This is a genomic window from Nocardiopsis sp. CNS-639 (assembly GCF_000381685.1).
GTDB lineage: Bacteria > Actinomycetota > Actinomycetes > Streptosporangiales > Streptosporangiaceae > Nocardiopsis > Nocardiopsis dassonvillei.
On sequence record NZ_KB906860.1, the window covers coordinates 47591 to 74254 of the forward strand.

The following is a 26664-nucleotide window of genomic DNA, read 5'->3' on the forward strand; positions in this document are numbered from 1 at the left end:
CCGACACCGTCTTCGATAGGATTTTTCCGCCCCCGCGCAGCCCCCGCGCCCTCGTCTTCCCATCCCTGCGCCGAGAGGAAAGCCGATGAGCCTTCGCGTCGTGCACCGGCCGACACGAACCGTCCATCCCACTCCGGTGCAGGAACCGCACGAGGTGGAGGCCCCGCCGACCCTGCCCGACGGCAACGCCCAGGGCAACCCGCTGATGACCATCCTGCCGATGGTCGGCATGCTGGCGTCGATGACCATCATGATGGTCATGCGCAACCCGGCCTTCATCGCGCTGGGCGGCGTCCTCCTCGTGGTGGCCCTCCTCGCCGCCGTGGTCATGCTCTTCTCCCGTCGCGGCCAGGTCGCCCGGCAGCGCCGCAACCAGCGCGAGCTGTACCTGCAGTACCTGGAGGAACTGCGCGAGGAGCTCACCGCCTGGGAGCAGGGCACCCGCGCCCACGCCCGGCTGCTCGACCCGCCGCCCGAGGCCCTGTACGACGTCATCCGCGACCCCACCCGGCTCTGGGAGCGCCGCCGCAGGCACCGCGACTTCCTGCGGGTGCGGGTGGGCACCGGCCTGACCGAGGGCCGCCCCCTGCGGCTCGCCGAGCAGGGCACCGCCCTCATGCCCACCGACCCGTTCATGCTCTCCGAGGCGCAGGCCGCCATCCGGCGGTTCGCCTCGGTCCCCGAGATGCCGCTGACCCTGCCCCTGGACATGGCCGGGAACGTCAGCGTGATCGGCGAGCGCGAGGACGTGATGCGCGTGGTGCGCGCCCTCGCCGCCCAGTTCGGCGCCTTCCACGCCCCCGAGGACGCCGGGTTGGCGGTGTCCTACCCCGCGGACAGGGCCGAGGACTGGTCCTGGCTGCCGTGGCTGCCCCAGGTCCTGGACCCGCAGCGCCGCGAGGGCGGCGCCGCCGTCCGCCTGATCGCCCCCGACCCGGTCAAGCTGGGCGGCCTGCTCGCCGACGAGCTGCGCTCGCGCACCGACTTCGCCTCCGAGGTCCGCCGGGGCATGGGCAAGCGCGAGGCGTACCGGATGCTGCGCAGGCTCCTGGTCGTCCACGACACCCACGGCGACGTGGCCGCCGAGCTGGTCCGGCCCGACCACGCCGTGGACCCCGTCGACCTGGGCGTGACCGTGCTGCACCTGGTGTCCCGCCAGATCGACGAGCCCGGCGACGTGAACGTGCGCGTCACGGTCACCGGCGACCAGGTCCGCGTCGAGGAGCTGCGCGGCGCCGACCCCGTGGTCACCACCGGCACCGTGGACGACGTCTCCGACGCCACCCTCACCGGCCTGGCCCGCATGCTGGCCCCGCTGCGCCTGTCCCCGGAGTCGATCGAGGAGACGGCACAGGAGGGCGGCAGCGTCGACTTCCCCGCGATGATGGGCGTCCAGGACCCCGGTTCCATGGACGTGCCGCGCCTGTGGGCGCCGCGCAGCGAGCGGGCGTTCCTGCGCGTGCCCATCGGTGTGGACGACATGGGCCAGCCCGTGGTGCTGGACCTGAAGGAGTCCGCGCAGCTGGGCATGGGACCGCACGGCCTGTGCGTGGGCGCCACCGGTTCGGGCAAGAGCGAGATGCTGCGCACCCTCGTGCTGGCGCTGGCCGCCTCGCACCCGCCCGAGCGGGTGAGCATGGTCCTGGTCGACTACAAGGGCGGTGCCACGTTCGCCCCGTTCGAGGACATGCCGCACGTGGCCGGGGTGATCACCAACCTGGAGGACGACGCCGCGCTGATCGAGCGCGTGTACGCGAGCCTGTCCGGCGAGGTGCAGCGCCGCCAGCAGGTGCTGCGCGACGCCGGGAACGTGTCCAACATCGGCGACTACACCTACAAGCGCGAGCACGACCCGAGCCTGCCGCCGCTGCCGCACCTGCTGGTGATCATCGACGAGTTCGGCGAGCTGCTCACCGCACGCCCCGACTTCATCGAGCTGTTCCTGTCCATCGGCCGCATCGGGCGCAGCATCGGCGTGCACCTGCTGCTGTCCAGCCAGCGCATCGAGGGCGGCAAGCTGCGCGGCCTGGACACCTACCTGTCCTACCGGCTGGGCCTGCGCACCTTCTCCGAGGAGGAGAGCCGCACCGTCCTCAACACCCCCGACGCCTTCCACCTGCCCTCCCTGCCCGGGTTCGGCTACCTGAAGGTGGACACCAGCGTCTACCAGCGCTTCAAGGCGGGGTACGTCTCCGGCGCCTACCGCGGCCCGGTGGCGGAGGAGGAGCCCACCGAGGGCACCCCGTCGGTGCGCCGCTACACCGCCTACAACGCCGGCGCCGAGCCTGTGGAGGCCGCGGCCTCCGGGTCATCCGGCGAGGACGTGCCCATGCCCTCCCGCACGGTGGGCCCGACCCTGCTGGACGTGATGGTCGGCCAGTTCGGCAGGCACGGCGAGCGGACCCGGGAGATCTGGCTGCCGCCCCTGCCGTCCGCGACCACGCTGGACGCGGTGGCGGGCGAGCCGGAGGAGAGCGACCGCGGGCTGCGGCTGCCCGGTGAGCACGAGGCGATGCGCGTGCCGCTCGGCCTGCTGGACGACGCCACCAAGCAGTGGCAGGGCGTGTGGAAGCTCGACCTGACCGCGTCCGGCGGCCACGCCGCGATCATCGGCGGCCCGCAGAGCGGCAAGACCACCCTGCTGCGCACGCTGGTGCTGTCGCTGGCGCTCACGCACACCCCCGCACAGGCGGCCGTGTACTGCCTGGACCTCATGGGCGGCGGCATGCAGTCCCTGGCGGCGCTGCCGCACGTGGGCGGCGTTGCGGTGCGCACCGACGCCGAGCGGGTGCGCCGCACGGTGGAGGAGGTCCAGGGCATGCTCGAACACCGCCAGACGGTGTTCCGCGAGCGCGGGATCGACTCGGTCGCCCAGCTGCGCCGGATGCACGCGCGCGGCGAGGTCCCCGAGCTGGCCAGCGCCGACGTGGTGTTCGTCGTGGACGGTTTCGGCGCGCTGCGCAAGGACTTCGAGGACATCGACCCGATCGTGACCGAACTGCTCCAGCGCGGCGGCGGGTTCGGCGTCCACGTGGTGGCCGGGATGCTGCGCTGGAACGACGTGCGCATCGCCGCCCAGTCCAACTTCGGGCAGAAGGTGGAGCTGCACCTCAACGACGCCTCGGACTCCACGATCGACCGCAAGCTCTCGGAGACGATCAGCGCCAGGACCCCCGGTCGGGTGCTGACCGACGGCGAGCTGTTCGGCCAGGCGGCGCTGCCCCGGTTCGACGGGGTGGCCGACAACGACAACCTGGGCGAGGTCGTGGAGAAGGCCGTGCGCGCGGTGGACCGGGCCTGGCGGGGCACGCGTGCGCCCCAGGTGCGGATCCTGCCGCACCGGCTGTCCGCCCGGACCCTGCCCACGGCGGAGTCCGAGCCCAAGGCGGTGCCGATCGGCGTGGACGAGCGCGCCCTGGAACCGGTGCTGCTCGACCTGTTCGACCGGGACCAGAACCTGCTCGTCATGGGCGACGGGGAGTGCGGCAAGACCAACCTGCTGCGGCTGGTCGCCGAGGGCCTCGTGGCGCGCTACTCCTCCGACGAGGTGGTGTTCGCGGTGATGGACCCGCGCCGGACCCTGCGGGGCGTGGTGCCCGAGGAGTACATGGGCGGGTACGCGAGCAACCCCCGCGTGTGCGCGGGGCTGGCGGGCGGCGTGGCCAAGGAGGTCGAGGGCCGCCTGCCCGAGGACGGGGACGTGGACTCCCTGGAACCGGGCTCGTTCAAGGGCCCGCGCATCGTGGTGCTCGCCGACGACTACGACGTGCTCACCACGGCGGGCCAGAAGCCGCTGGCGCCGTTCGTCCCGTTCGTGCCCAACGGCCGCGACATCGGCCTGCACTTCGTGGTGGCGCGCCGGGTGGCCGGTGCGGGGCGCGGGATGTACGACCCGCTGGTGCAGGCCATGCGCGAGATCGGCACGAGCGCCCTGGTGATGTCCGGCGACCGGAGCGAGGGCCAGATCCTGCCCCGGGTCTACGCGGCCGGCCAGCCCCCCGGGCGCGGCAAGTGGGTGACCCGCGGCGGTTCGTCGCGGCTGGTGCAGACCGCGCTGCGCGAGCCGTACGAGGAGCGGCCGTGACGGCACCGGCCGCTGTCGGGGGACGGGAGTAGAGTACGGGTGCGCTTCGGGGGATCGCGGACAGCCGGTGTTCGCCCGAATCGCATCCGTGTCCGCGGAACCGGACGGGACACGCGCCACGGTCCCGCGCTCCGTGGCACCCCGACACCATCACCCACCGAAAGCACCTGACGACGTTCGGCAGGAGAGCCATGCAGCCCCCGCATCAGCCCGCCGGTGGACAGCCGGAGCACGGTTCCCCGTACGCGGGGTACGAAGTCCAGCCCGCCCACCAGGCCCCCTACGCCCCGTCCGGTGGGCAGGCGCCCGCCCACCCCGCGCCGTCCGGGTACCAGGCCCCGCCCGCGCCCGCGTATGCGGCGCCGCCGCAGCTCTCCGTGTACCCCCCGCCCCACCAGACCCCTTACGCGTACGGCCATCAGGGCTACTACCCGCCGCCGCAGAACTGGCTTCCGCCAGCGCTCACCGACCCGGGGCACTGGAGCCCGCACAACCCCGAGATCGGCCGCGCCGAGATGGGTGTGCGCTTCCTGGCCCGGCTTCTCGACACGGTCGTCTTCGGTTTCCTCTGGTTCGCCATGATGCTGCTGGGCACCCTCGTCAGCACAGCCATAGGCGGCGGCGAGATCGACGGCGGCCCCGGCGAGACCGCTTTCATGGTGGTCTACATCTTCAACTTCTTCCTGTTGCCCATCGTGTTGGAGTGGCTCCAGGTCCGCCTGTGGGGGCGGTCAGTCGGCAAGATGCTTCTGGGCCTGTGGGTGGTGCGTTCCGACGGCAGCGGAAGGGTCGGGGCCGGTCGCGCGTTCGTGCGTGCGCTGCTCTACGCGCCCGGGCACACCAACCTGGTCAACTGGCTCCTGCCGTGGTCGATCACCAACGTCCTGTGGCCCCTGCGTGACAAGAGGACCCGCAAGTGCCTCCACGACAAGGCGGCGGGCACGGTGGTCGTCCAGGTCCGCCGGTAGCGGTTCCGCTCCGGGCCGCACGCTCATGTGAGGGCCGGAGCAGGACCGGGCCGCGGCGTACCCCGCCGCACGAGCGCGCTGCGTGGTGCCGCGGCTCCGGGAAGGAGCAGCGGGAAGCACGGCCCGAAAACACCCTTGGGCCCGGACTCGCCCGCTGGTACCTTCGCCCGATGACGCGGTTCGTGGGATCCCTCATCGGCGCGGGTTTCGGCCTCGCCTTCGTCCTGGCCAACTCCGGGCCGCCGCTCGACCCCACCCTCGCCTTCGTGCTGCGGGTGTTCGCGGTCGCGGCGTTCGTCGGGGTGGTCGTGCTGGCGGTGGTCACGGGCCGCGGGTCCGGTCCCGCCGCGGAGTCCGAGCCCGGCCCCGAGGGGCCGCGGATGCGGTTCGACGCCTTCTACGGCGTGGTCGTGCTGCTGGAGGCGGTCCTGCTCTTCGGCGGCATCCAGGTGCTGCGCGCCCTGGACGCGCCCGTGCAGGCCAACGTCGCCTGGATCGCCCTCGCCGTCGGTCTGCACTTCCTCCCGCTGGCCCGGCACTGGCGTACCCGCTCGCTCCTGGCCGTCGCCGTCTACATGTCGGTGCTCGGCGCCGCGGGACTGGCGATGGCCCTCACCGGGCACCCCTGCTGGGTGCCCCTCGTCAGCGGCGTGGTCACCGGGCTGGGCATGCTGACCGGCCTCCTGGTCGGCCTGCTGGTCCCCCTCGTGACCGCGCGCGGGTCCGGCCCGGCCGCCGCCGACACCACGCCGACGCCCTCGCCGTAGACGCGGGGCCGACGTCCCCGCGCCCGGTGCTAGGCCTCGGACCCGTCCAGCCCGAAGAACGGCAGACACGGCTCCAGGCCCGTCACGGTGACCGGGACCGTGCGGTGCTCCGCCCAGTCCCGCCTGGTCAGCCGGTAGTGGTTCTTCACCACCCGCTCACCCCTGACCTCGATCAGGTCGAACCCGTTCCCGCGGTACCCCAGTCGCTCGCAGACCCGCTCCGAGGCGGTGTTGCCCTCGAACACCGACGACACCGCCGCCACGGCGCCCAGCCCCTCGAAGGCCAGGTGCAGCACGGCGGCGCGCATCTCGGTGCCGATCCCCCTGCCCTGGTGGGCCCTTCCCAGCCACGATCCGGTGCCGACCTGGCGCGTGACCGCGAAGTCGCGCGCCCGCATGTCCTGGATGCCCACCACGGCGCCCTCGTGGACCACGACGAGGTTGAGCCCCCAGTCCTGCGGCTTCCACGAGGCGAGGGTCCCCAGGTTGTGCTGTATCACCCCGAGGGCGAGCTCGTCCGGCGGCTGGTCGGTCCACGGTACGACGAAGGGCATGGTGTCCGGGTCGTGGACGCCCTCCACCGCGACCTCGGCCAGCTGGCCGAGGTCGTCGAAGGACGGGAGCCGCAGTTCGAGGCGGGGTGTGGTCAGCCGCAGGCCCAGAGGCGGGAAGTGGTCGGTGATCATGCGCCGATTCTCCGCAGCCCGCCCTACGGTGTCACCCGGTTTTCCCACCGCCGCGCCGTGCCCGGCCCGCCACCGTACGCCCTGTTCATGGCGCGGCCCGGGAGGCACCTGCCGCCCCGGGGGCCGAAGCGCCGATCCGGGCGACGCGGCGCCTCAGGAGCCGCCGCGCAGCTCCACCAGCAGCGCTGCCAGGGCCTCGGACGCCTCCTCCGGGGCCGCCTCGCGCACGCTCCAACCGCGCAGCCGCGCCAGGCGGGCCGCGTGGCGCAGGCCCGGATCGGTGAGCAGGTAGCCGCACGGCGCGTCCGGCCAGTCGGAGACCGTCGGCAGCGGCTCGGTCCGGTAACCGGCGGGCTCTCCGGGAGGGAGCACCGTGTCCGGGACCGCGCCCTCGGGGCTCTGCGTCCTCGCGACGTCCGCGCGGGTGGGGCTGCCCGGCTGGGGCAGGAACGCGTCCACCAGCACGTAGCCGAACACCGGCCGGTGCGCCGCCCGCTGGGCCGCGCCCACGGCGCCCAGCAGCGGTCCGGCGCCGCCCTCGGCGACGAGCGCGGTCGGCGCGTCGGGCGCGACCAGGCGGTTGACCTCCAGGCTGGCGCGGGCGACGTAGCGGGCCGCGTGCGGCGGGTGCTCGTCGCCGCCCACCTCGGGGCGGACGGCGGTGATGCCGTACCCGGCCAGGCGGTCGGCCAGGCCGGGCAGCCGCGTGGGTTCGCCGAGGGTCGGGGGGAGCAGGACGGCGATCACGCGGAGGTGCCTCCCCGGGTCTCGTCGCGCACCCACTCCAGGTAGGCGGGGTTGCCGCCGGTGACGGGCACGGCGACGACCTCGGGAACGTCGTAGGGGTGGACCTCGCCGATGTGCGCGGTGAGCTCGTCCAGCCGGTCGGCGGCGGTCTTGACCACCACCATCCACTCCTCGTCGGCCTGGACCCGGCCCTCCCAGCGGTAGAAGCTGGTGATGGGCCCGCTCACCTGCGCACAGGCCGCCAGCCTGTGCTCGACCACCGACCGCGCCAGCCGTTCGGCGCCGTCCCTGCTGTCGACGGTGGTCTCCACCCGGACCGTGTCCCCGGACTGCGGCATGGCCGTCCCTCCCACCGGGGGTGACGCGGTGCGCCCGCGTCCCGTCCGGTGTTCTAGGCTCACTGATCATGAGCGAACGTGATGAACTCCTGCGTCAGATCAACGATAAGGCGGTCGTGCGCGGCAAGGTGACCCTGTCCTCGGGCATGGAGGCCGACTACTACGTCGATCTGCGCCGGGTGACCCTGGACGGGAAGGCCGCGCCGCTGGTCGGCTCGGTCATGTTGGACAACGTCGCGGACCTGGAGTTCGACGCGGTCGGCGGCCTGACGCTGGGCGCGGACCCGGTGGCCACCGCCATGCTGCACGCCGCGCACGCGCGCGGGCGCACGCTGGACGCCTTCGTGGTGCGCAAGGCGGGCAAGGCGCACGGTCTCCAGAAGCGGATCGAGGGGGCCGACGTGCGCGGGCGGCGCGTGCTCGCCCTGGAGGACACCTCCACCACCGGCGGCTCCGTGCTGACGGCCGTGGAGGCGCTGCGCGAGGCGGGCGCCGAGGTGGTGGCGGTCGCGCTGATCCTGGACCGGGGCGCGCGCGAGCGGGTCACCGAGGAGGGTCTGGAGTACCGGGCGGTGTACGGGGTCTCCGACCTGGACGTCTAGCACGCGCGGCCACGGGGCGCCGCGGGGCGTTCCGGCGGCCCGTGCCCGGGAGGCGGGGGCGCCGCTGGGATCGGTGTCCCGGGCGGCCTCAGCCGTCCTGCGGGTCGATCGTGAAGCTGAAGCCGGGTTCGCGGTCGGAGATGTCGCGCTCGTCGCCGTTGACGAAGACCTCGACGGCGGCGGGGTCGCCGATGGTGACCTCCAGGCCCTCGGCGGCGGTCGCGTAGTTGACCGACTGGCCCTGGCTCATGTTCTGGTCCATCAGCACGTCGCCGCCGGGGATGCGGACGAAGACGTCGCTGGACTCGCCGACGACGCGGACGTACAGGACTCCCATGTTGCTCGGCTCCGTGCTCTCGCCCGCCGTCTCCGAGGCGGTGGCGCTCACGCTGGTGCCGGGGAGGGAGCGGTACAGGAAGAAACCGCCCAGGGCCAGGAGCGTCACCAGGAGCACGACGGCTCCGACGATGGCCATCACCTGGCCAACGCCGCGAGGATCATTCCTATGCCTTCCCACGGCGTTGAATGTAGCGCGTATCACGGCAAAAAGCGACAGCAGCCGCATGGAAGACCCCCGTCCCCCACAATTCCGTCACAAGGGGGATGAAGGGGTCACTCTCCGTCGTCCCGGGTGCGCGGAGCCCGGGCGCCGACCCCCGCCAGCTGCGGCTACACCGACAACCTCGGGCAATTTGGTCTAGACCTTTTCAAGGGCTCCGGGTATTCGGGATACTTGGGTGACACCTGGTGGACACACACGGACGCACGGCCCGAGGGCCGCCGCCCCCCGACGTCCGTCTCCACCGGGGCAACGCACGTGGGGTGCCGTCGGCGTGATACCGGCGGCCGCTCGCTCCAGGCCGAATCCAGGGAGAGTCAAGCATGCCCATCGCCAGCCCCGAGGTCTACACCGAGATGCTGAGCCGCGCGAAGTCCGAGGGCTTCGCCTACCCGGCCATCAACGTGACCTCCAGCCAGACGCTGCACGCCGCCCTGCGCGGCTTCGCCGAGGCCGAAAGCGACGGCATCGTCCAGATTTCCACCGGTGGCGCGGAGTTCCTGTCCGGCGCCACGGTCAAGGACATGGTCACCGGCTCGGTCGCCTTCGCCGAGTTCGCCCGCGTCGTGGCCGAGAAGTACTCGGTGAACATCGCCCTCCACACCGACCACTGCCCCAAGAACAAGCTCGACGGCTTCGTCCGCCCGCTGCTGGAGATCTCCAAGGAGCGCGTGGCCAAGGGCCAGGAGCCGCTGTTCCAGTCCCACATGTGGGACGGCTCGGCGGTCGAGCTGGAGGAGAACCTCCAGATCGCCGAGGAGCTGCTGGCCGCCTCCAAGGCCGCGCGGACGATCCTGGAGATCGAGGTGGGCGTCGTCGGCGGCGAGGAGGACGGCATCGTCGGCGAGATCAACGAGAAGCTCTACACCACGCCGAACGACGCCCTGCGCACCGCCGAGGTGCTGGGCCTGGGCGAGAAGGGCTACTACCTGACGGCCCTGACCTTCGGCAACGTGCACGGCTCCTACAAGCCGGGCTTCGTCAAGCTGCGCCCGGAGGTGCTCAAGAAGGCCCAGGAGGCCGTCGCCGAGAAGTACGGCCGGGCCAAGGCGTTCGACTTCGTCTTCCACGGCGGCTCCGGCTCCACCATGGAGGAGATCCACGAGGCCATCGAGTACGGCGTGGTGAAGATGAACGTCGACACCGACACGCAGTACGCCTACACCCGCCCCGTGGTCGACCACATCATGAAGAACTACGACGGTGTGCTGAAGATCGACGGCGAGATCGGCAACAAGAAGGCCTACGACCCCCGCGCCTACGGCAAGGCGGCCGAGGCCGGCATGGCCGCCCGCGTGGTGGAGGCCGCCCAGCACCTGAAGTCCGCGGGCAACAAGATGAAGTAGTCGCGGCCCGCCAACGGTTCGGCGGTCCGCGTACGGTGCCCGGCGGCCTCGGCCGCCGGGCACCGTGTTTTCCGGGAGCCGTGCGCGCGGCCGGACACCGCGCTCCCCCGGAGAGCGCGTTTTCCCGACCTCCCCCGCTTCGCACAACAAACCATCCCGAAATACCCGGAACACCGTTTTCCAGTTATCCACATCCCCGTTTCGCGAAGGGGAGACCGGGAGCGGGGTCGCGGCGGCCCCGTCCTCGTCAGCGTGCGTGCTCGGCGCCAGCGCGCCCACCGCCTCCGGGAACTCCGTCCACGGCCACGGTCCGCGCACCGGACGCGGCGGCGCGGTGACCCTCACCGTCCAGGTCCTCGCACACCCCCCGCCTGGCCCGACGAGGCGGTGGCCGAGGCCGGGCGCAACGGTTTCGGAAACGGCTGTCCGCGCGCCGGCGGAACCCGCGACGGCAACGGCGCCTATTTCACCGGGGCCCGCGGTTCCAGCGGCAACGAACTGTCCTCCGGGCGGGTCAGTCGACGCTGACCGAAACACGCGGATCCCGCGCCTCTCGGCCCCGCCGGTGTCCGCGGGCGCGCTGGCGGTCTCGCCCCCGGCGGCCCCGGGGGCGCACGCGGTGACGCGGGGGCGCACGCCGCGCGTCCACCGGCGCGCGGAGGCGGCGGAGGAGTGACGGGGAGCGCTGGGAGGGGCCGTGCCCGGGTGGGACGCGTCAGGGCACAGCGGGGACCGGAGCGCGGGGATCACCTGGAGGGGCGGGGGCGACGAAAGCGCGCGGAGGCGGCGGAGCGACGGAAGCACCGCGGAGGTGACGCGGAACCCTCCGGCGGACCCGGGCGTCCGGTGGCAGGATGGGGCCATGAACCTGCACCAGAACCTGCTCAACGAGCCGCCCGAGACGCGCCTGGCCGACAACCCCGAGGCCCGCGAGGCCCTCGCCTCCGCCGACGACCCCACGCCGGTCGCCGGGCGCTTCCCGGAGTACTCGGCCGCGTGGGCGCGGCTGGCCGAGCTGGCCCTGGCCGACGGCCAGCCGGTGACCGCCTACGCCTACGCCCGGACCGGCTACCACCGCGGCCTGGACCAGCTGCGCCGCTCGGGGTGGAAGGGCCACGGCCCGATCCCCTGGGAGCACGAGCCCAACCAGGGCTTCCTGCGGGCGCTGCACGCCCTGGGCAGGGCTTCGGCGGAGATCGGCGACACCGACGAGGCCGAGCGCTGCGCCACCTTCCTGCGCGAGTCCAGCGCCGAGGCCGACAAGGCGCTCAACGGCTGACACGCCCGCCTGCCGAGCGTCGGGCCGTCCGGGATCCGTACGGGTTCCGGACGGCCCGCCCACGGCTCGGAGACCCTGGGGCCGGCGGGGCCCGTGTGTCGCACGTGCCCCAGTGCCCCACTTAACCCGGATGCCCTGGTCGTGTACCCTCAATACGCAACGGCCCCTGTCGCAGCCTTGCGCCAGGGGTTTTCCGTGTTCGGGGCCGGAAAGCCCCGGGTCAGGTGTCGAGCGAAGAGGTAGAGACCAATGCCGGCGATCACGCTCGTGGGTGCCCAGTGGGGCGACGAGGGCAAGGGCAAGGCGACCGACCTTGTCGGCGACCGCGTGGACTACGTGGTGCGCTACCAGGGCGGGAACAACGCCGGGCACACCGTGGTCATCGGCGACCAGAAGTACGCCCTGCACCTGCTGCCCTCGGGCATCCTGTCCCCGAACGTGGTGCCGGTCATCGCCAACGGCGTCGTCATCGACCCGGGCGTGCTGCTGGAGGAGCTGCGCGGCCTCAACGAGCGCGGCGTGGACACGTCCCGCCTGCTCATCTCGGCGAACGCGCACCTGATCATGCCCTACCACCGGGCACTGGACAAGGTCAGCGAGCGCTTCCTCGGCAAGGGCAAGATCGGCACCACCGGGCGCGGCATCGGCCCGACCTACGCCGACAAGGTCTCCCGCCAGGGCGTGCGCGTCCAGGACATGTTCGACCCCAAGATCCTGCGCAAGAAGATCGAGCTGGCCCTGCACGACAAGAACCAGCTGCTCACCAAGGTGTACAACCGGCGCGGCCTGGAGGCCGAACCGATCATCGAGGAGTACCTGGGCTACGCCGAGCAGCTGCGCCCCTACGTCGCCGACACCTCCCTGATCCTCAACAAGGCGCTCGACGAGGGCAAGACGGTGTACCTGGAGGGCTCGCAGGGCACCCTGCTGGACATCGACCACGGCACCTACCCGTTCGTGACGTCCTCCTCCCCCACCTCGGGCGGCGCGGCGGCCGGGTCCGGCATCGGCCCCACCCGCATCACCAAGGTCGTGGGCATCCTCAAGGCCTACACCACCCGCGTGGGCTCGGGCCCCTTCCCCACCGAGCTGCTCGACGAGCAGGGCGAGTGGCTGCGCACCCAGGGCGGCGAGTACGGCGTCACCACCGGCCGCAACCGCCGCTGCGGCTGGTTCGACGCGCCCATCGCGCGCTACGCCACGCGGATCAACGGCGTCACGGACTTCTTCCTCACCAAGCTCGACGTGCTCACCGGCCTGGAGCGCATCCCCGTGTGCGTGGCCTACGAGGTCGACGGCGTCCGTCACGACGAGATCCCGATGACCCAGACCGACTTCCACCACGCGAAGCCCGTCTACGAGTACCTCGACGGCTGGTCCGAGGACATCACCGGCGTCCGGACGTTCGACGAACTTCCCAAGAACGCGCAGGCCTACGTGCGTACCCTTGAGGAGATGGCGGGGGCCCCGATCTCCGCCATCGGTGTCGGACCCGGCCGCGACGAGACGCTCCAACTGCGCTCCCTGGTCTGACCCCCCCCCGTCTGTCCGCCTTCAACACGAAGAGGCCCCCAGTAGTGAAAGCCCTCGTTCTCGGCGGCGGAGGCCGCGAGCACGCTCTGGTCCGCGCCCTGTCCCTGGACCCGGGTGTCACCAGCATCCACAGCGCCCCGGGCAACCCCGGCATCTCGGAGCTGGCCGAGAACCACGTGCTCAACGTGACCGACGGCCTGGCCGTCACCGAGCTGGCCGCGCGCATCCGCGCCGAGCTGGTCGTCATCGGACCGGAGGCCCCGCTGGTCTCCGGTGTGGCGGACGCCCTGCGCGACCGGGGCATCCCGGTGTTCGGCCCCGACCAGGAGGCCGCCCGCCTGGAGGGCTCCAAGGCCTTCGCCAAGGAGGTCATGGAGGCCGCCGGGGTGCCCACCGCCAAGGCGCGGGTGTGCAGGACCGCCAGCCAGGTGTCCGAGGCCCTCGACGAGTTCGGCACGCCCTACGTGGTCAAGAACGACGGCCTGGCCGCGGGCAAGGGCGTCGTGGTGACCGAGGACCGCGCCCTCGCCGAGCAGCACGCCCGGGAGTGCGGCCGCGTGGTCATCGAGGAGTTCCTCGACGGCCCCGAGGTGTCCCTCTTCGTGCTGAGCGACGGGCTGCACGCCCTGCCGCTGCTGCCCGCCCAGGACTTCAAGCGCGCCTACGACGGCGACCAGGGCCCCAACACGGGCGGCATGGGCGCGTACGCGCCGCTGCCGTGGGCTCCGGCGGGCCTGGTGGACGAGGTGATGGAGTCGGTCGTGCGGCCGACCCTGGTGGAGATGAACCGGCGCGGCAAGCGCTACCAGGGCCTGCTGTACGTGGGGCTGGCGCTCACGTCGCGGGGACCGCGCGTGGTGGAGTTCAACGCCCGGTTCGGCGACCCGGAGACCCAGGTGGTCCTGGACAGGCTGGCCACCCCGATCGGCGCCGTCCTCCAGGCCACCGACACCGGCGGCCTGGGGGGCGTCGGCTCCCTCCAGTGGAAGTCGGGCGCCGCGGTCACCGTGGTGGTCGCCGCCGAGAACTACCCGGGCGACCCGGTCAAGGGCGACGTCATCGGCGGCCTGGACCAGGCCAACGCGCTGGAGGGCGCGTACGTGCTGCACGCGGGCACCGACTGGGAGGGCTCGGGCGGCGTCAAGGCGAGCGGAGGCCGGGTGCTCAACGTGGTCGGCACCGGGATCGACCTGCGCCAGGCGCGCGAGCGGGCCTACGAGGCCGTGGCGCGCATCGAGCTGCGCGGCTCGTTCCACCGCACCGACATCGCCGAGCGCGCCGCGGCCGAACTGTAGCGGGGTGCGGGCACGCCTGTGGGCGGGCGTGCCCAGGGCACCCCGATGGGGAGGGGGTTCGAGGCCCCCTTTCCAAGTCCATCACGGACCGGGGCACGTTCCACAGCCCCTTCCCGAACCTGTGGACAACCCGCCCGGCGCCGCTCGGCCGCCGGTGCGTAGGAGAGGGGAAGCCATGAGCGGTTTCGTCGTCAGGCCCGAACCCGTCCGGGTCGAGGGGCTCACCCACCTGCACACCGGCAAGGTGCGCGAGCTGTACGCCGCGGCCGACGGGTCGCTGGTGATGGTCGCCAGCGACCGCGTGTCGGCCTACGACTGGGTGCTGCCCACCGAGATCCCCGGCAAGGGGCGGCTGCTCACCCAGCTGTCCCTGTGGTGGTTCGATCAGTTGGGCGGCCTGGTGCCCAACCACGTCGTGTCCGACGTCCTTCCGGAGGGAGCCCCCGCCGACTGGGCGGGGAGGACCCTGGTGTGCCGCAGGCTGGACATGGTGCCGGTGGAGTGCGTGGCGCGCGGCTACCTGACCGGTTCCGGCCTGGAGGAGTACCGGGCGGACGGCACCGTGTGCGGGATCGCGCTGCCCGACGGGCTGGTCGACGGCTCCGAGCTGCCCGAGCCGATCTTCACCCCGGCGACCAAGGCCGAGGTGGGCGACCACGACGAGAACGTCTCCTTCGAGGCCGTCGCCGCCGCGCACGGGGCCGGGCTGGCCGCCGAGCTGCGCGACCTCACCCTGCGCGTGTACGGGCGCGGCCGGGAGCTGGCGCGGGAGCGCGGCATCATCCTCGCCGACACCAAGTTCGAGTACGGGCGCGACGCTTCGGGGGAGCTGGTGCTGGCCGACGAGGTGTTCACCCCCGACTCCTCCCGCTACTGGCCCGCCGACACGTGGGCGCCGGGCGGGCCGCAGACCTCCTTCGACAAGCAGGTCCTGCGGGACTGGCTGCGCTCGCCGGAGTCCGGATGGGACCGCGCCTCGGAGACGCCGCCGCCGGAACTGCCCGAACACGTGGTGCAGCGCACTCTTGACCGTTACGTGGAGATCTACGAGCGTCTGACCGGGACGAAGCCCGCTCTGTGAGGCACCGCGCGGGAGTGATTCGACGCACGCGACCGCTGATTCGCGTCCAGGAGCACGTATGGTGGTGACGTTGTGCGGGTCACCGGAGGCGGGCGAACAACCATACGCACGGCATCCCCGGTCTTTCCCGTTGGCGGAATACCTCTTTGGCCGTTTGGCGGGACTCCATCCCCCGATCTGCGGGTATACCACGTCCTGGACCGGTACATGCGAACGGGTGCTATAGAGTTCTCGCGAACACCGGTTCACTGGCCGCGCAGGTCACACGCATGATGTCGCAACGTTCCAGGGGAAACCCGCGTCTCATACGCACACAGGCGAAGCCCGACGAGGGTGACCTTTTTTCCACATCTGCCTCACAAAGGAGCACATGAGCATGGGCCAGGAGGTTCGTTACCGCGTCCGCGGCGGACGCCCCCTCAGTGGAACGGCGTTCATCCAAGGCGCGAAGAACGCCGTCCTGCCGATGATCGGGGCCGCCCTCCTCGCGGCCAGGGGCCGTACGGTGCTGCGGAATGTTCCGGTCATCGAGGACGTCTACCGAGCTCTGGAGCTCGCCGAGCACGTGGGTGCCAAGGTCGAGTTCCACGAGGCCGAGCGCACCGTCGTCATCGACGCGTCCAACCTCAACGACCCCGAGCGGGCCGTCCTGCCCGCCGAGATCGCGGCCCGTTTCCGCGGCTCCGTGCTCTTCGTTCCGGCGCTGATGCACCGCACCGGCCGCGCCCGCATCGAGGGCGTCGGCGGATGCAACCTGGGCAGCCGCAACCTGGACTTCCACTACCGGGGCTTCGCGCGCCTGGGCGCCGAGGTCACCGAGGACCCCGAGCGCAACCACATCAACGTCGAGGCCAGCAACCTCCGCGGCGGCCGCCTGTACCTGGACACTCCGTCCCACACGGGCACCGAGAACCTCATCATGGCCGCGGTCCTGGCCCCGGGCACCACCGTGATCGAGCACGCGGCCCTGGAGCCCGAGGTCATCGACGTCATCGACTTCCTGAGCGCCATGGGCGCCAAGATCAGCGGCGGCGGCACGGGCTTCATCACCGTCGAGGGTGTCAAGGAACTCACCGCGGTCGAGCACACCATCATGTCCGACCGCATCGACGCGGGCGTGTTCGCGATGACCGTCGCCGCCACCGGCGGTGAGGTCAGCCTCGTGGGCGCCCAGCTGGACCACCTGGGCGTGGCCCGCTGGAAGATGGAGCAGATGGGCGTGGGCTTCTCCCAGGAGGGCGCCGTCCTGCACGTCCACCGGGACCCGTCGGTGCCGCTGCGGCCGATCAACGCCGTGACCTCGCCGTTCCCGGGCTTCGCCACCGACCTCCAGTCCCCGCTGATGGCCCTGGCCACCCTGGCCGAGGGTGAGAGCTACATCCACGAGGCCATCTACGACGGCCGGTTCGCCCTGGCCGACGAGCTCACCAAGATGGGCGCCAAGATCGAGGTGGAGGGCACCCGCGCGATCGTGCACGGCACCACCAACCTGCGCGGCACCGAGGTCATCGCCCACGACCTGCGCACCGGTGCGGCCCTGGTCCTCGCCGGACTGGTCGCCGAAGGTGAGACAATCGTGGCGCCCGGCTATCTGGTGGACCGCGGTCACGCTCAGTTCGCGACCCGGCTCGCTGCGCTAGGCGCTGACGTGGAGCGCGTCGTCGTCTCGTAGGGAGCCGAAAGCGCAGTTCAAGCCGGGGTGGGAGCCCGCCTCCCACCCGGGCTTTCGGCGTTGATATGGAAAACGATCTTCTTTGGCCCCGCACAATGGGTACGATCTCGGCAATCATGCCGTGACAGAGATCGGGTCGGGAAACCAGTGGGCGCACATAGTGAAGAGCGTGGAATGGTAGCGGGGAGCAACCCGAGGTGAGTGCCCAGCGTACTGGCGATTTGACGATCGGCGTCATAGGACCCCATGAGGTGGTCGAACGGGTCATGCTCATGGGTCCGGGGTCCACGGGGCCCCTCAACGCCAGACTCATCGCCGCCGCGTACCGAGATGAGCAAGAGGCGACGGACAAGGTCGTCAGGCTGGGTTCGGCGATCGACGCGTACCTGTTCGCCAGCCCTGTCCCCTACGAGTTCGCGCGCAAGGCCGGTGTGCTGACGATGCCCGCCACCTTCGTGCCCCTCGGCGGGGCGAGCCTGCACGAGGCCCTGCTCCGGGCGACCCTGGACGAGCGCTACGACCCGACCAGAGCCAGTCTGGACGTGCTCAGCCGCGCCGACGTGGTGGAGGCCTACTCCGAGGTCGACCTGCCCGTGGACGGGATCCACGTGCACGAGGAGCTCACCAACACCGCGCAGCTCACGTCCTTCCACGAGGGGCTGTGGCGCCGCAAGGCCACCAAGATGGCCATCACCTGCGTGCGCGGGGTCGCCGAGCGCCTGGAGGCCATCGGCGTGCCGGTGGTCCGGCTGCGGCCCACCAACGCGGGTGTGCGCAGCGCCCTGCAGACCGCGGGTCTGCTGGGGGCGCACCACCGCCTGGAGGAGGCCCAGCTGGGCGTCGTGGTGGTGGACGTGCCCACCCTGCGGGACTCGACACGGCGTTCGACGCCCCGGTACTGGCGGGAGGAGCTGCGGCTGTCCCTGCACCGGCTGCTGCTCCAGGAGGCCCACCGGATCAACGCCACGGCTCACCGGTTGGACGACCATTCGTTCATGGTGACCGCGACTCGCGGATCGCTCGTGACCGCGACCGAGGGTTTCCGGCAGCCGCCGTTCGTGGAGCGGATCAAGGCGGAGCTGGGGATCGCGATCGAGGTCGGCATCGGCATGGGGCGGACCACCCAGGACGCCGAGGCCCACGCCCGGGCCGCGCTGAACCGCGCCCAGGCGTCGCGGCAGAGCTTCGCGGTGGACCGCGAGGGCCGTTCCCTGGTGCCCGCCCAGCGCGCGCCCGCGCGGCAGTCCTCCGAACCGCTGCGGACCAAGGGACGCGAGACGCTGATTCGGCTTTCGGAGAAGATCGCCGAGGAGGACGGACCGCTGGTGGTCGACGCGGAGAACGCCGGGCGGATGCTCGGTGTCACCTCCCGGACCGCGCGTCGGCTGCTGCGGACCCTGGTGGAGGAGGGGCTGGCGTGGCCGCTGCCGCCCAACCGGACCCTCCAGCCGGGCCGTCCCCGCCAGCTGTACCGGCTGATCGTGGAGAAGCTCGACAAGGACGCCGCGGGCAAGTAGCCGACGGCCGGTGCCGAGCCGCACGAGCGCCTGTGAGACGCGTGGAAGCGTCGGACGGGGGTGCTCCCGACCCAGGGGGCGCCCCCGTCCGTGTGCGCGGCTGTGTGGCCGTGTGAGCGGCGCGTGAGCGTGCGCGGGTCGGCGGGCGGCGGTTCGGCGTGAGCGGGGCGGCCGGTTCGGCGTCCCCTGGAGGCCGCTCCAGCGTCCGTGGGCGAGCGGGTCCGAGCGGCGAAGGCCGGCTGGGCATGCGTGAGGCGGCGTGCGCGGACCGTGGAGGCCGGTTCGGCGTGCGCGGGTCGGCGTGCGCGCACCGTGGAGGCCGGTTCGGCGTGCGCGGGTCGGCGTGGGTGAGTAGCGGAGGCCGGTTCGGCGTGCGCGGGGGGACGGTGCGGACCGGCCGGGCGGTGGTGCGCGGTTGTCCACAGGCTGTGGAAGCCGGTTGTCCGCCGGACGGGCGCGCTGGGATCCTGGAACACGGGGGCGCCGCACTGCGGCCACGGCGGACCGCAGCGCCCCCGAATCGAGGCTAACCCCGCCCCGCCTGCCTCCACCAGCCGCCGTCCACAGGCTGTGGATAATTCCGGTGACTCGCGACCGCCCGCCTGACAGGCTTGCGCGCATGGACGACCACGAAGGCGGCGGCAGCGCTCCCGACAGCGGAAGCGGTAACGACAGCAGCGACGGCAGCGGCGACGCCGGGACCGGGCGCCAACGCCTCCTCCTCATCGGCGGCGGCTCGGGGACCGGCAAGACCACGGTCGGCTGGGAGGTCTCCGTCATCCTCCAGCGGCGCGGAACCGCCCACTGCGTCCTGGAGGGCGACTACATGGACCAGGTGCACCCGGCCCCGCCCGGCGACCCCCACCGGGGCGGGATCACCGAACGCAACGTCGCGGCGGTCTGGGCCAACTACGCGGCCCTCGGCCACCGCCGCCTCGTCTACACCAACACCGTCAGCGTGCTGGAGGAGGACATGCTCCGCCGCGCCATGGGCGGCGGGGACATCGGGGTGACCCGGATCCTGCTCACCGCGAGCGAGGCCACCGTGCGCGCACGTCTGGCGGTGCGCGAGACCGGATCACAGCTGCTCCCCCACGTCGAACGCAGCCTGAGGGCGGCCGTGCGCCTGGACGCCGAGGCGCCCGCGGGGACCGTGCGCGTGGCGACGGACGGCCGCACCGTCGAGGAGGTCGCCGCCCGGGTCGTGGCCGCCACGGGCTGGTGAGCCCCGGGCCCCGAGCACCGCGGACCGGTGAATCCCGAACCCCGCCGACCGGTGAACCCCGAGCCCGCCGCGGTCGGCCGCACGGGCCACCGGCACCCTCCGGCCGGACGCCGCGCGGCTCCCGGGCCGCCCGCGGGCCGAGCGCCTCGCGGACCCCGCCGACCGCCCCCCGGACCGCGGCCGGGAGGACGCGCATCCTCGTCCACAGCCTGTGGACAACCTGCGGCCGCGCGGCGGCAGGGCCCCGAGGACCTACACCGGGGCCTCCGGAACCCGCACGCCGGACCGTTCCGCGCACCACCGCGCGGTGTCCCGCAGGGAGGGGCGGCCCCGCGCCGTGTCGAGCCGCCGGACCACCTCGGCGAGCAGCCGCTCACAGCGCACCGACGACACCTCCCCCAGCCGGGGCAGCACGTCGCTCACCAGCACGGCCTCCGCCTCCCCCCACGACCGGGCGCGGGCCAGCGCCCACAGCAGGCTCACCGCGGCGTGGAACACGAACCGGCCGCCCCCGTCCGCCTCCTCCGCTCCCGCGGACCGTCCGTCCGCCCGGATCAGTTCCACCGTCCGGGCGAAGGACTCGGCGGCCGTGCCCGGCTCACCGGCGTCGGCGCTGACCATGGCCAGGTGCCAGGTGATCTCCGCCTCGGTCAGCCACCACGTCCATGCCGGATCGCCCCGGCGCGGCCCCTCCAGGTAACGGCTGAGGGTCTCCCCGAGCAGCTTCCGTGCCCGGGTTCGCTCGCCCTCCTGGGCCACGGCACGCGCCAGCCTCAGGGTGAACAGGGTGCGCACGCTCCCCGCCGTTCCCGCCGCCAGCGCCGCCTCGCACACCCGCCGGGCCTCGGTCGGCCGCCACAGGTGGACGTCCTGCATCGCCAGCTGGCTGAGCGCGAAGTACTCCATGGAGAGGTCGCCCGCCGCGTGCGCGGCGTCCAGCGCCGTCAGGGTCATCCGCCGGGACAGGCGCTGGCGCTCGGCGTCGAAGGCCACCCAGCCGGTGACCTGGTGCAGTTCGGCGGTCGCGGCGAGCACGTCCGCCGAGTCGGGCAGACGCGTGCGGACCGCCCCTCGGGCGCGGGCCGCGGCGCGCGCCGCGGCGTCCACGGTGTCGCGGGCGCCGTACCGGGTGTCCAGGGCGACGACGCGCGCACTGACCGAGCGGACCGCCTCGGCTGCCCGCTCCGGCGACGCCCGGAGTTCCAGCGCCTCTGCAAGCCCGACCGTCTCAGAACCCGCAGGAGTCACCACCCGGTTCCCCGCACCGCCCCTGTGGACCGTGCGGGGGACCGGCGCCGTCGGGCTAACGGCGCTTGCCGTAGGAGGTGGCCACGGCCAGGAACGCGTCGTTCTCCTCGGGGGTGCCCAGGCTCACCCGGGCGCCCTCCCCCGCGAACGGGCGCACGGAGACGCCCTCACGCGCGCACGCCTCGGCGAAGTCGAGCGTGTCCTCGTCCACCCGCAGCCACACGAAGTTGGCCTCGGTCGGCGGAACCGTCCACCCGGACGCGATGAGCGCGTCGCGCACCCGCCCGCGCTCCCCGACGGTGGCGGCCACGCGCTCCAGCAGCTCCCCCTCGGCGGCCAGGGAGGCGATCCCGGCGGCCTGGGCGAGGTGGTTCACCGCGAACGGGACGAGGGTCTTGCGGACCGCGGCGGTCACCGGGGGGTGTCCCACGAGGAAGCCCAGGCGTACGGCGGCGAGCCCGTAGGCCTTGGAGAAGGTGCGCAGCACGGCGACGTTGGGCCGGTCGCGGTACAGGGAGACGCCGTCGGGCACCCGCGGGTCGCGCACGTACTCGCGGTAGGCCTCGTCCAGGACCACCAGGACGCTCTCGGGGATCCGGTCCAGGAAGGCGACCAGCTCCTCCTCGCGCACGGTGGTGCCGGTGGGGTTGTTGGGGTTGCACACGAGCACCATGCGGGTGTTCTCGGTGACCGCGTCGGCGATCGCGTCGAGGTCGTGCGACTCGTCCCGGAGCGGGACCCGCACCGAGGTGACCCCCGCCAGTTCGGCGAGCAGCGGGTAGGCCTCGAAGGAGCGCCAGGCGTAGACGACCTCGGCGCCGGGCTCGCCGACGGCTTCGAGCAGCTGCTGGAGCAGGCCCACCGAACCGGCGCCCAGGGCGAGGTGCTCCTCGGGGACGTCGAGGCGGCGGGCGAGCGCGGAGGTGAGCTCGGCGGCGCCCGGGTCCGGGTAGCGGTTGAGTTCGGCCGCGGCCACGGCGATGGCCTCACGCACCGACGGGAGCGGCCCGTAGGGGCTCTCGTTGGAGGACAGCTTGACCGAACGCCCGTCGGGACCGACGACCTTCCTGCCCGGCTTGTAGGGCGGGATGCTCTCCAGCACCGACCGCAGATATGGCGATTTCGACTCCGACACCGTTGTCCTTCCTCAATACTTTGTGCTAACCCCGCGACACGCTCAGCGACATCGCGTCCGGGTCGGTCACCGCTCCCAGCGGAAATATCGCACAAACGAGGAGATATCACCATGCACTTGCGTCCTTGCCCCCCGAACTCGGCACGGATCGACGCTGGTCAGCTCTCCGGGCCGCGCGAGAGGCGAGGACTCGTCCGGTCATTGGCCCTTCCTGTGGCCGTGCCCGTCGCGGTCCTGCTGAGCGCGTGCGGTGGCGGCGCCGCCGAACAGCCCGCCGACCCCGGCGCCGAGGCCGCGGAGGCACTGCACGAGGCGCAGCCCCTGCACGTCCGCGACGCCACCTTCGTGTCCGAGAGCAGCGAGCGCGGCACCTACTCCGAGCTTGCCACAGTGCGCTACAGCGAGCAGGTGCGGGCCGCCGCCGAACTCGACGAGCCCGAGTGCCTGGACGCCGCCAACCAGTGGGCCGCCCTGGACGGGGTGCGCGACTCCCCCGCCTCCGTGTCGGCCTACGAGTGGCCCGAGGGCGCGGTCACGCACATGCTGGTGCGGCTGGACGAGGCCACGGCGGTGGAGGCGCTGTCCGCCACGCCGCCGCGGAGCTGCGACGAGTACACCGCCACCTACGAGGACGGCACCTCGTCCGAGTACAGCGTCAGAGACCTGGAGGACGTGCCGCGGATCGGTGACGAGTCGCGGGCCTTCGCCGTCGAGGTGGAGTCCGGGGAGGACAGGAGCCGCATGGTCAGCCTCATGTACCGCAACGGCGACCTCGTCGGCAGCACGTCCGTCCTCGGAGACGGTGAGCTGGAGGACTACGAGACGATGCTCGTGGAGTTCAGCGAGGCCGCCGTGGAGCGGCAGCGGCAGATGCTCGGGCCGGAGACCGACCGCTGACCCCCGGTCCGGCTCCCGGCCCGGATCCAAACCGGGCGCCAAGCAGGAGCCGGGGTCACGTCCGGACCGGGTTCGCGGCGGCACCGCCGACGGGCCCCGGAGGCCGGGGCCCGTCGGCGTGCCCTCATCCGGCCGGGGTCGGTTCGCGCCCGCCCCGGTCCGTCCCGCCGGTGCCCTGCTCCGCGGCGCCCTGCTCCGCCGTGTCCCGGCCGACCTCCTCGCGCCCGCTCGGACCGCGCTGTCCCGGAACGCGTTCGCCTTGGACTTCGCCCTCCCGAACGCCTTCGTCCCGAGCGCTCTCGTCGGATCCGTCCGCGACGAGGTCCCACACGGCGGAGCGTTCCCGGGCGGTCCGAAGGCTCAGCTCGGCCCTGGCCTCGTCGTGCCGCCACGCGTCCCGCCTGGCCGCCTCCCCCGGGTGGAGGAGCTTGCGCGGCGGGCCGGTCAGCTCGATACGGGTGACCGCGCCGAAGGAGGCCACCACCGCTCCGCTCTCGCGGTCGACCAGGGCCGCGCGCACCGCGGTGCCGCGCCTGCCCCCGGCCCTGACCGCGTACACCACGTCGACCCGGCGGCCGTGCCGTACGCCGTCGTAGCGCAGGAACCTCCAGCAGCCCTGGCGCCACACGTCCTCGGGTTCGGTCCCGAGCATCACCGGTTCGTTGACGCGCCACACGTCGCTGCGGCGCAGGGTCCGCACGGTGCGGCGCAGCGGAACCTCGCGCAGTGCGCAGGGCTCCTCGTGCAGGGTGCGCGCGGCCGAGGTGCGCAGTTCGGGGCTCAGCAGGGCCAGGAGCAGCAGTTCGGCGCCCAGGACCCCGGCGTGCAGCGGGGTCGGCGAGGCGACCACCTCCCAGCCCGCGGGTTCCAGGCCGAGCGTGGCCAGCGCGGCGGCCGACAGCAGTCCGGCCCGGGCCAGGGTCCGCCAGCCGATCGGCGCCTGGCTCAGCCCGCCGAAGCAGCCGCAACCCGCCTCGGGGTCGCGTCTGCGGATCACCAGCAGGACCACGACCGAGACGGCGAACACGACCGCGGTCAGCGCCCGCACCGCATCGCCCAACAGGCCGGTCAGTCCGAGCAGGCCGAGCGCCAGCGCGGCCTCCAGCAGGCCGGTGCCGACCGTGGACGCCCGGCGCAGCCGCTCGGGCGCCAGGACGGCCAGGCCCGTGGCGGCCGCCCGACTGGTGGTCTTGGCGACGGCTCCGGCCAGGAGCAGCACCGCCAGGAGCGGTAGCTGCACCTCGCGGGCCGCCTCGACGATCTCCGGGAGCATCGGTCATCCCTCCCCGTCGTGGACGGTGACGGTCGCGTTGAAGCAGCCGTCCTCCAGCCGCCCGCCGAGGGCGACGAAGCCGGTCATGGTGAGGGAGGCCAGCCGTCCCGCGCTCTGGCCTCCGCAGGAGGAGCACAGGTCGCACAGCCAGCTGTCTGCCGCGGCGCAGTCGACCACGGGAAGCGCCGCGGACTCGTGCGTGCAGTCGTTGCGCAGGCTCAGGGTCGCCCCGGTGGACAGCAGCGGAAGCGGGACGCAGGAGGTGCGCCGGTCGCAGGGCCCGTCGTGGCCGACGGGGTCGAGCGCCGGGTAGGCGATCCCGTCGACGTGGGCGCGCGGGTCCACGTGGGAGGAGCGGCCCCACGCCGGGTCGTACCAGGTGGCGACGCCGCTCAGCGTGGTGGCGCGCCGACGCGTGGGCGGCCGGTGCGGTGTGGCGCCGAGCGGGTAGGGCGGCTGGGTCGTGGCGGGGCGCACGGCCCGTACGGCCCCCTCCTCCCAGACTCCGACGGCGTCGAAGACGTAGCCGGGTTCCAGCCGCGGGTGGCGGACGGAGATCCGGCCCGAGGTCCGGTAGGGCAGGACGACGGTCTGGCGCGGACGCCCGTGCCCGGGGTCGATCTCCAGGGTGTCGCCGTCGCGGCTGACGATGACACCGGTGGCGCGGGCGGCCTGGGCCCACACGCGTGCGGCGATGGGGTGGCCGCCGGGTACGCGCAGCACCACGGCGTCGTCACCGGGGCGGAGTTCGCCCGGGCCGACCTCCCCGCCCCGCCAGAACACGGTGGAGCGGTCGTACATGAAGTGCTCCTCGCCGCCCGGCACGGCCAGGCAGAGGATGCGGGCGTTGGCGCTGACGACCACGCCGCGCGCGACGCGGTGCCCGAGCGGCGTGGGTTCGGGTGCGCTCGCGGCGCCGAGCACCGCGGCTGTGAACCTTCTGCGGTCCCGTCCGATCTCGGTGGTCACTGACATCTCGACTGAGCCCCCTCACCAGTACGACTCGTCGCTTCGTCCCCGTTGTCCAGACATGTTCTCGGTGCCGCGGCCCCGAACGACGCGTGGGGCACCCCATGGAACCAGAGAGCGGATTCCGCGCACACCGGGCTTCGCACATCGGGCGACTCGGGATCGCCCCACCACAGCCTGTCGTTATAAAGCTACGCATAGAACCCATAAATCTAGAAAGATTCATAAACACCCACAAGATCCCCCAAAACACAGGGGTTCCCGTTCGGTCGGCCCCTCTTTCCCCCGCCAGCGGGACCGGTCCGCGCGGCGAGGCCCGGCGAGCGGAACCGGCCCGTGCCGCGGGCTTGTCGGCCGTCGGCGCCGCGACTCGCCGGGGCCGGTGTTCGGACACGGAAGCAGGCCGGCCACCTGCGGTTTTCCGGCGGTCCGTTTGTCGGCGCGTGGGACACACGTGCCTGGATGTTTGCGTTGGCTGTGTGAGAGTTAGAAGGGAGGAACACGACGAAAGCCCACGCAGCGCCCGTGAAGGTCGGTGGTCGGCGTGACAGGGACGACCCGGACGCCCCGGTACGACGAGTTCAGCCACTACGTGGCCGAACGCGGACCGGTCCTGCTCCGGATGGCCCGGTCGCTGACGGGCAGCCACGCCGACGCCGAGGACCTGCTCCAGGCGGCGCTGGTCAAGACCTTCCTCGCCTGGGACCGGATCACCAACCCGAAGGCGCGCGACGGGTACGTGCGCAGGGCCATGGTGAACACGCAGATCTCCGAGTGGCGGCGCAACCGGCTGGACGTCTACCCGACCGACGAGATCCCCGAGCAGCGCGTGGACGACCCCACCTGGCGCAGCGACCTCGCGGACGTGGTGGAGCGCGCCATCGACCGCCTGCCCGACCGGCAGCGGACCACGGTGGTGCTGCGCTACTACGACGATCTCACCGAGGCGCAGATCGCCGAGCGGATGGGGGTGACGCTCGGCACGGTGAAGAGCACGCTGTCCCGCGCCGTGGACAAGCTGCGCCTGGACGCCGACCTCATCATCGAGCGCACCGTCGGCTGACCCCGTGGACCCGCCCGGCCCCAGACCGCATCAGCAGTGCGGCGCCCTTCCCGGCACCGCCTCCACCGGTCACGGGGGCACGGCGGGGCCTTCGTTTTGCGCAACCGTCCGTGGTGTCTGTAGGCTTGTCCCAGCCAGGAGGATTCGCCTAGTCAGGTCTATGGCGCCGCACTGCTAATGCGGTTTGGGTTTACGCCCATCCGGGGTTCAAATCCCCGATCCTCCGCGCTCTGACCTGGGGCTTCTCGCATCACGGAGGTGAGAGAAGCCCCAGGTTTCTTCATGTTCGGGGTCAAGTTGGTGCAAAGTTGGCAAACAGCCCCTTCCGGACACCCCGACACAGGTACCCCCAAGCCCCCCAGTGGGGCTGTTTTTGTAGC

22 protein-coding genes and 1 tRNA gene are annotated in these 26664 nt (G+C 72.6%); 15 read left to right on the top strand and 8 right to left on the bottom strand.

Going from position 1 to position 26664, the window contains the following annotated elements:
• The first annotated feature begins 85 nt into the window (after positions 1–85).
• The 3 genes from G011_RS0112870 (at position 86) to G011_RS0112880 (ending at position 5819) form a co-directional block, all read left to right on the top strand.
• On the top strand, positions 86–4084 hold the full coding sequence (locus tag G011_RS0112870; RefSeq protein ID WP_026338261.1) for a type VII secretion protein EccC: 3999 nt from the start codon (positions 86–88) through the stop codon (positions 4082–4084).
• Positions 4085–4275: 191 nt separating this feature from the next.
• On the top strand, positions 4276–5052 hold the full coding sequence (locus G011_RS0112875; RefSeq protein ID WP_019608813.1) for an RDD family protein: 777 nt from the start codon (positions 4276–4278) through the stop codon (positions 5050–5052).
• A gap of 170 nt (positions 5053–5222) precedes the next feature.
• Positions 5223–5819: a hypothetical protein gene (locus G011_RS0112880; protein WP_019608814.1), complete on the top strand. Its 597-nt coding sequence runs from the start codon at positions 5223–5225 to the stop codon at positions 5817–5819.
• Positions 5820–5848: 29 nt separating this feature from the next.
• Here the strand turns inward: G011_RS0112880 and G011_RS0112885 are convergent, their stop codons facing one another.
• The 3 genes from G011_RS0112885 to cutA form a co-directional block, all read right to left on the bottom strand.
• Positions 5849–6505, bottom strand: coding sequence for a GNAT family N-acetyltransferase (locus G011_RS0112885; RefSeq protein WP_019608815.1), 657 nt, complete (start codon positions 6503–6505; stop codon positions 5849–5851).
• A 153-nt stretch (positions 6506–6658) separates the two neighbouring features.
• Positions 6659–7252: a hypothetical protein gene (locus tag G011_RS0112890; protein ID WP_019608816.1), complete on the bottom strand. Its 594-nt coding sequence runs from the start codon at positions 7250–7252 to the stop codon at positions 6659–6661.
• Complete coding sequence (gene cutA, locus G011_RS0112895; RefSeq protein WP_019608817.1) at positions 7249–7590, bottom strand: divalent-cation tolerance protein CutA; 342 nt, start codon at positions 7588–7590, stop codon at positions 7249–7251. The genes G011_RS0112890 and cutA overlap by 4 nt, the downstream gene beginning before the upstream one ends.
• A 68-nt stretch (positions 7591–7658) precedes the next feature.
• Here cutA and pyrE point away from each other — a divergent pair, with 68 nt between their 5' ends.
• On the top strand, positions 7659–8192 hold the full coding sequence (gene pyrE, locus G011_RS0112900) for an orotate phosphoribosyltransferase (protein ID WP_013155624.1): 534 nt from the start codon (positions 7659–7661) through the stop codon (positions 8190–8192).
• An 88-nt stretch (positions 8193–8280) separates the two neighbouring features.
• Here the strand turns inward: pyrE and G011_RS0112905 are convergent, their stop codons facing one another.
• Positions 8281–8667, bottom strand: a complete 387-nt coding sequence (locus tag G011_RS0112905; RefSeq protein WP_019608819.1) for a DUF4115 domain-containing protein — start codon at positions 8665–8667, stop codon at positions 8281–8283.
• 407 nt (positions 8668–9074) lie between these two features.
• Between G011_RS0112905 and fbaA the strand changes: the two genes are divergently transcribed.
• From fbaA to G011_RS0112950, 8 genes are all read left to right on the top strand, one after another.
• The gene (gene fbaA / locus G011_RS0112910) at positions 9075–10097 is read left to right on the top strand and encodes a class II fructose-bisphosphate aldolase (RefSeq protein ID WP_019608820.1); all 1023 of its coding nucleotides are present in this window, start codon (positions 9075–9077) and stop codon (positions 10095–10097) included.
• Between the two features lie 862 nt (positions 10098–10959).
• Positions 10960–11376 carry a DUF3151 domain-containing protein gene (locus G011_RS0112920; protein ID WP_013155627.1) on the top strand — a complete coding sequence of 139 codons (417 nt, stop codon included), beginning with the start codon at positions 10960–10962 and terminating at the stop codon, positions 11374–11376.
• 249 nt (positions 11377–11625) lie between these two features.
• Positions 11626–12909: an adenylosuccinate synthase gene (locus G011_RS0112925; protein WP_013155628.1), complete on the top strand. Its 1284-nt coding sequence runs from the start codon at positions 11626–11628 to the stop codon at positions 12907–12909.
• A gap of 44 nt (positions 12910–12953) precedes the next feature.
• Positions 12954–14204, top strand: a complete 1251-nt coding sequence (gene purD / locus G011_RS0112930; RefSeq protein WP_019608823.1) for a phosphoribosylamine--glycine ligase — start codon at positions 12954–12956, stop codon at positions 14202–14204.
• Between the two features lie 175 nt (positions 14205–14379).
• The gene (locus G011_RS0112935; RefSeq protein WP_013155630.1) at positions 14380–15285 is read left to right on the top strand and encodes a phosphoribosylaminoimidazolesuccinocarboxamide synthase; all 906 of its coding nucleotides are present in this window, start codon (positions 14380–14382) and stop codon (positions 15283–15285) included.
• A gap of 376 nt (positions 15286–15661) precedes the next feature.
• Positions 15662–16957 (top strand): UDP-N-acetylglucosamine 1-carboxyvinyltransferase, encoded by a 1296-nt coding sequence (murA, locus tag G011_RS0112940; protein WP_013155631.1) that lies wholly within the window; start codon positions 15662–15664, stop codon positions 16955–16957.
• Between the two features lie 251 nt (positions 16958–17208).
• Entirely contained in the window at positions 17209–18474 is a 1266-nt protein-coding gene (locus G011_RS0112945; protein WP_013155632.1) for a hypothetical protein, read from the top strand.
• Positions 18475–19093: 619 nt separating this feature from the next.
• Positions 19094–19699, top strand: a complete 606-nt coding sequence (locus G011_RS0112950) for a hypothetical protein (protein ID WP_019608825.1) — start codon at positions 19094–19096, stop codon at positions 19697–19699.
• Positions 19700–19951: 252 nt separating this feature from the next.
• Here G011_RS0112950 and G011_RS0112955 read toward each other — a convergent pair whose 3' ends face one another.
• Together G011_RS0112955 and hisC are read right to left on the bottom strand one after the other, a co-directional pair.
• Positions 19952–20947 (bottom strand): DNA-binding protein, encoded by a 996-nt coding sequence (locus G011_RS0112955; RefSeq protein WP_155979756.1) that lies wholly within the window; start codon positions 20945–20947, stop codon positions 19952–19954.
• Positions 20948–21002: 55 nt separating this feature from the next.
• On the bottom strand, positions 21003–22082 hold the full coding sequence (gene hisC, locus G011_RS0112960) for a histidinol-phosphate transaminase (RefSeq protein WP_026338262.1): 1080 nt from the start codon (positions 22080–22082) through the stop codon (positions 21003–21005).
• A gap of 213 nt (positions 22083–22295) precedes the next feature.
• Between hisC and G011_RS0112965 the strand changes: the two genes are divergently transcribed.
• Positions 22296–22979 carry a hypothetical protein gene (locus tag G011_RS0112965; RefSeq protein WP_019608828.1) on the top strand — a complete coding sequence of 228 codons (684 nt, stop codon included), beginning with the start codon at positions 22296–22298 and terminating at the stop codon, positions 22977–22979.
• Between the two features lie 124 nt (positions 22980–23103).
• On the opposite strand, the gene G011_RS0112970 is transcribed toward G011_RS0112965, so the two are convergent.
• A complete protein-coding gene (locus tag G011_RS0112970; protein WP_019608829.1) occupies positions 23104–24252 on the bottom strand; it encodes a MauE/DoxX family redox-associated membrane protein in 1149 nt (382 codons plus the stop codon).
• Between the two features lie 3 nt (positions 24253–24255).
• Positions 24256–25227, bottom strand: a complete 972-nt coding sequence (locus G011_RS0112975) for a hypothetical protein (protein WP_036552661.1) — start codon at positions 25225–25227, stop codon at positions 24256–24258.
• A 529-nt stretch (positions 25228–25756) separates the two neighbouring features.
• On the opposite strand from G011_RS0112975, the gene G011_RS0112980 reads away from it, so the two are divergent.
• Together G011_RS0112980 and G011_RS0112985 are read left to right on the top strand one after the other, a co-directional pair.
• A complete protein-coding gene (locus tag G011_RS0112980) occupies positions 25757–26284 on the top strand; it encodes a SigE family RNA polymerase sigma factor (RefSeq protein WP_019608831.1) in 528 nt (175 codons plus the stop codon).
• A 137-nt stretch (positions 26285–26421) separates the two neighbouring features.
• Positions 26422–26510: transfer RNA gene (locus G011_RS0112985), tRNA-Ser, on the top strand.
• The last annotated feature ends 154 nt before the right edge of the window (positions 26511–26664 follow it).

What these genes read in the sequence shown, in the direction of transcription:
- G011_RS0112870 (WP_026338261.1), top strand. Translation starts at nt 86, where the DNA reads ATGAGCCTTCGCGTCGTGCACCGGCCGACACGAACCGTCCATCCCACT.
- G011_RS0112875 (WP_019608813.1), top strand. Translation starts at nt 4,276, where the DNA reads ATGCAGCCCCCGCATCAGCCCGCCGGTGGACAGCCGGAGCACGGTTCC.
- G011_RS0112880 (WP_019608814.1), top strand. Translation starts at nt 5,223, where the DNA reads ATGACGCGGTTCGTGGGATCCCTCATCGGCGCGGGTTTCGGCCTCGCC.
- G011_RS0112885 (WP_019608815.1), bottom strand. Translation starts at nt 6,505, where the DNA reads ATGATCACCGACCACTTCCCGCCTCTGGGCCTGCGGCTGACCACACCC.
- cutA (WP_019608817.1), bottom strand. Translation starts at nt 7,590, where the DNA reads ATGCCGCAGTCCGGGGACACGGTCCGGGTGGAGACCACCGTCGACAGC.
- pyrE (WP_013155624.1), top strand. Translation starts at nt 7,659, where the DNA reads ATGAGCGAACGTGATGAACTCCTGCGTCAGATCAACGATAAGGCGGTC.
- G011_RS0112905 (WP_019608819.1), bottom strand. Translation starts at nt 8,667, where the DNA reads ATGGCCATCGTCGGAGCCGTCGTGCTCCTGGTGACGCTCCTGGCCCTG.
- fbaA (WP_019608820.1), top strand. Translation starts at nt 9,075, where the DNA reads ATGCCCATCGCCAGCCCCGAGGTCTACACCGAGATGCTGAGCCGCGCG.
- G011_RS0112920 (WP_013155627.1), top strand. Translation starts at nt 10,960, where the DNA reads ATGAACCTGCACCAGAACCTGCTCAACGAGCCGCCCGAGACGCGCCTG.
- G011_RS0112925 (WP_013155628.1), top strand. Translation starts at nt 11,626, where the DNA reads ATGCCGGCGATCACGCTCGTGGGTGCCCAGTGGGGCGACGAGGGCAAG.
- G011_RS0112935 (WP_013155630.1), top strand. Translation starts at nt 14,380, where the DNA reads ATGAGCGGTTTCGTCGTCAGGCCCGAACCCGTCCGGGTCGAGGGGCTC.
- murA (WP_013155631.1), top strand. Translation starts at nt 15,662, where the DNA reads ATGGGCCAGGAGGTTCGTTACCGCGTCCGCGGCGGACGCCCCCTCAGT.
- G011_RS0112950 (WP_019608825.1), top strand. Translation starts at nt 19,094, where the DNA reads ATGGACGACCACGAAGGCGGCGGCAGCGCTCCCGACAGCGGAAGCGGT.
- G011_RS0112970 (WP_019608829.1), bottom strand. Translation starts at nt 24,252, where the DNA reads ATGCTCCCGGAGATCGTCGAGGCGGCCCGCGAGGTGCAGCTACCGCTC.
- G011_RS0112975 (WP_036552661.1), bottom strand. Translation starts at nt 25,227, where the DNA reads ATGTCAGTGACCACCGAGATCGGACGGGACCGCAGAAGGTTCACAGCC.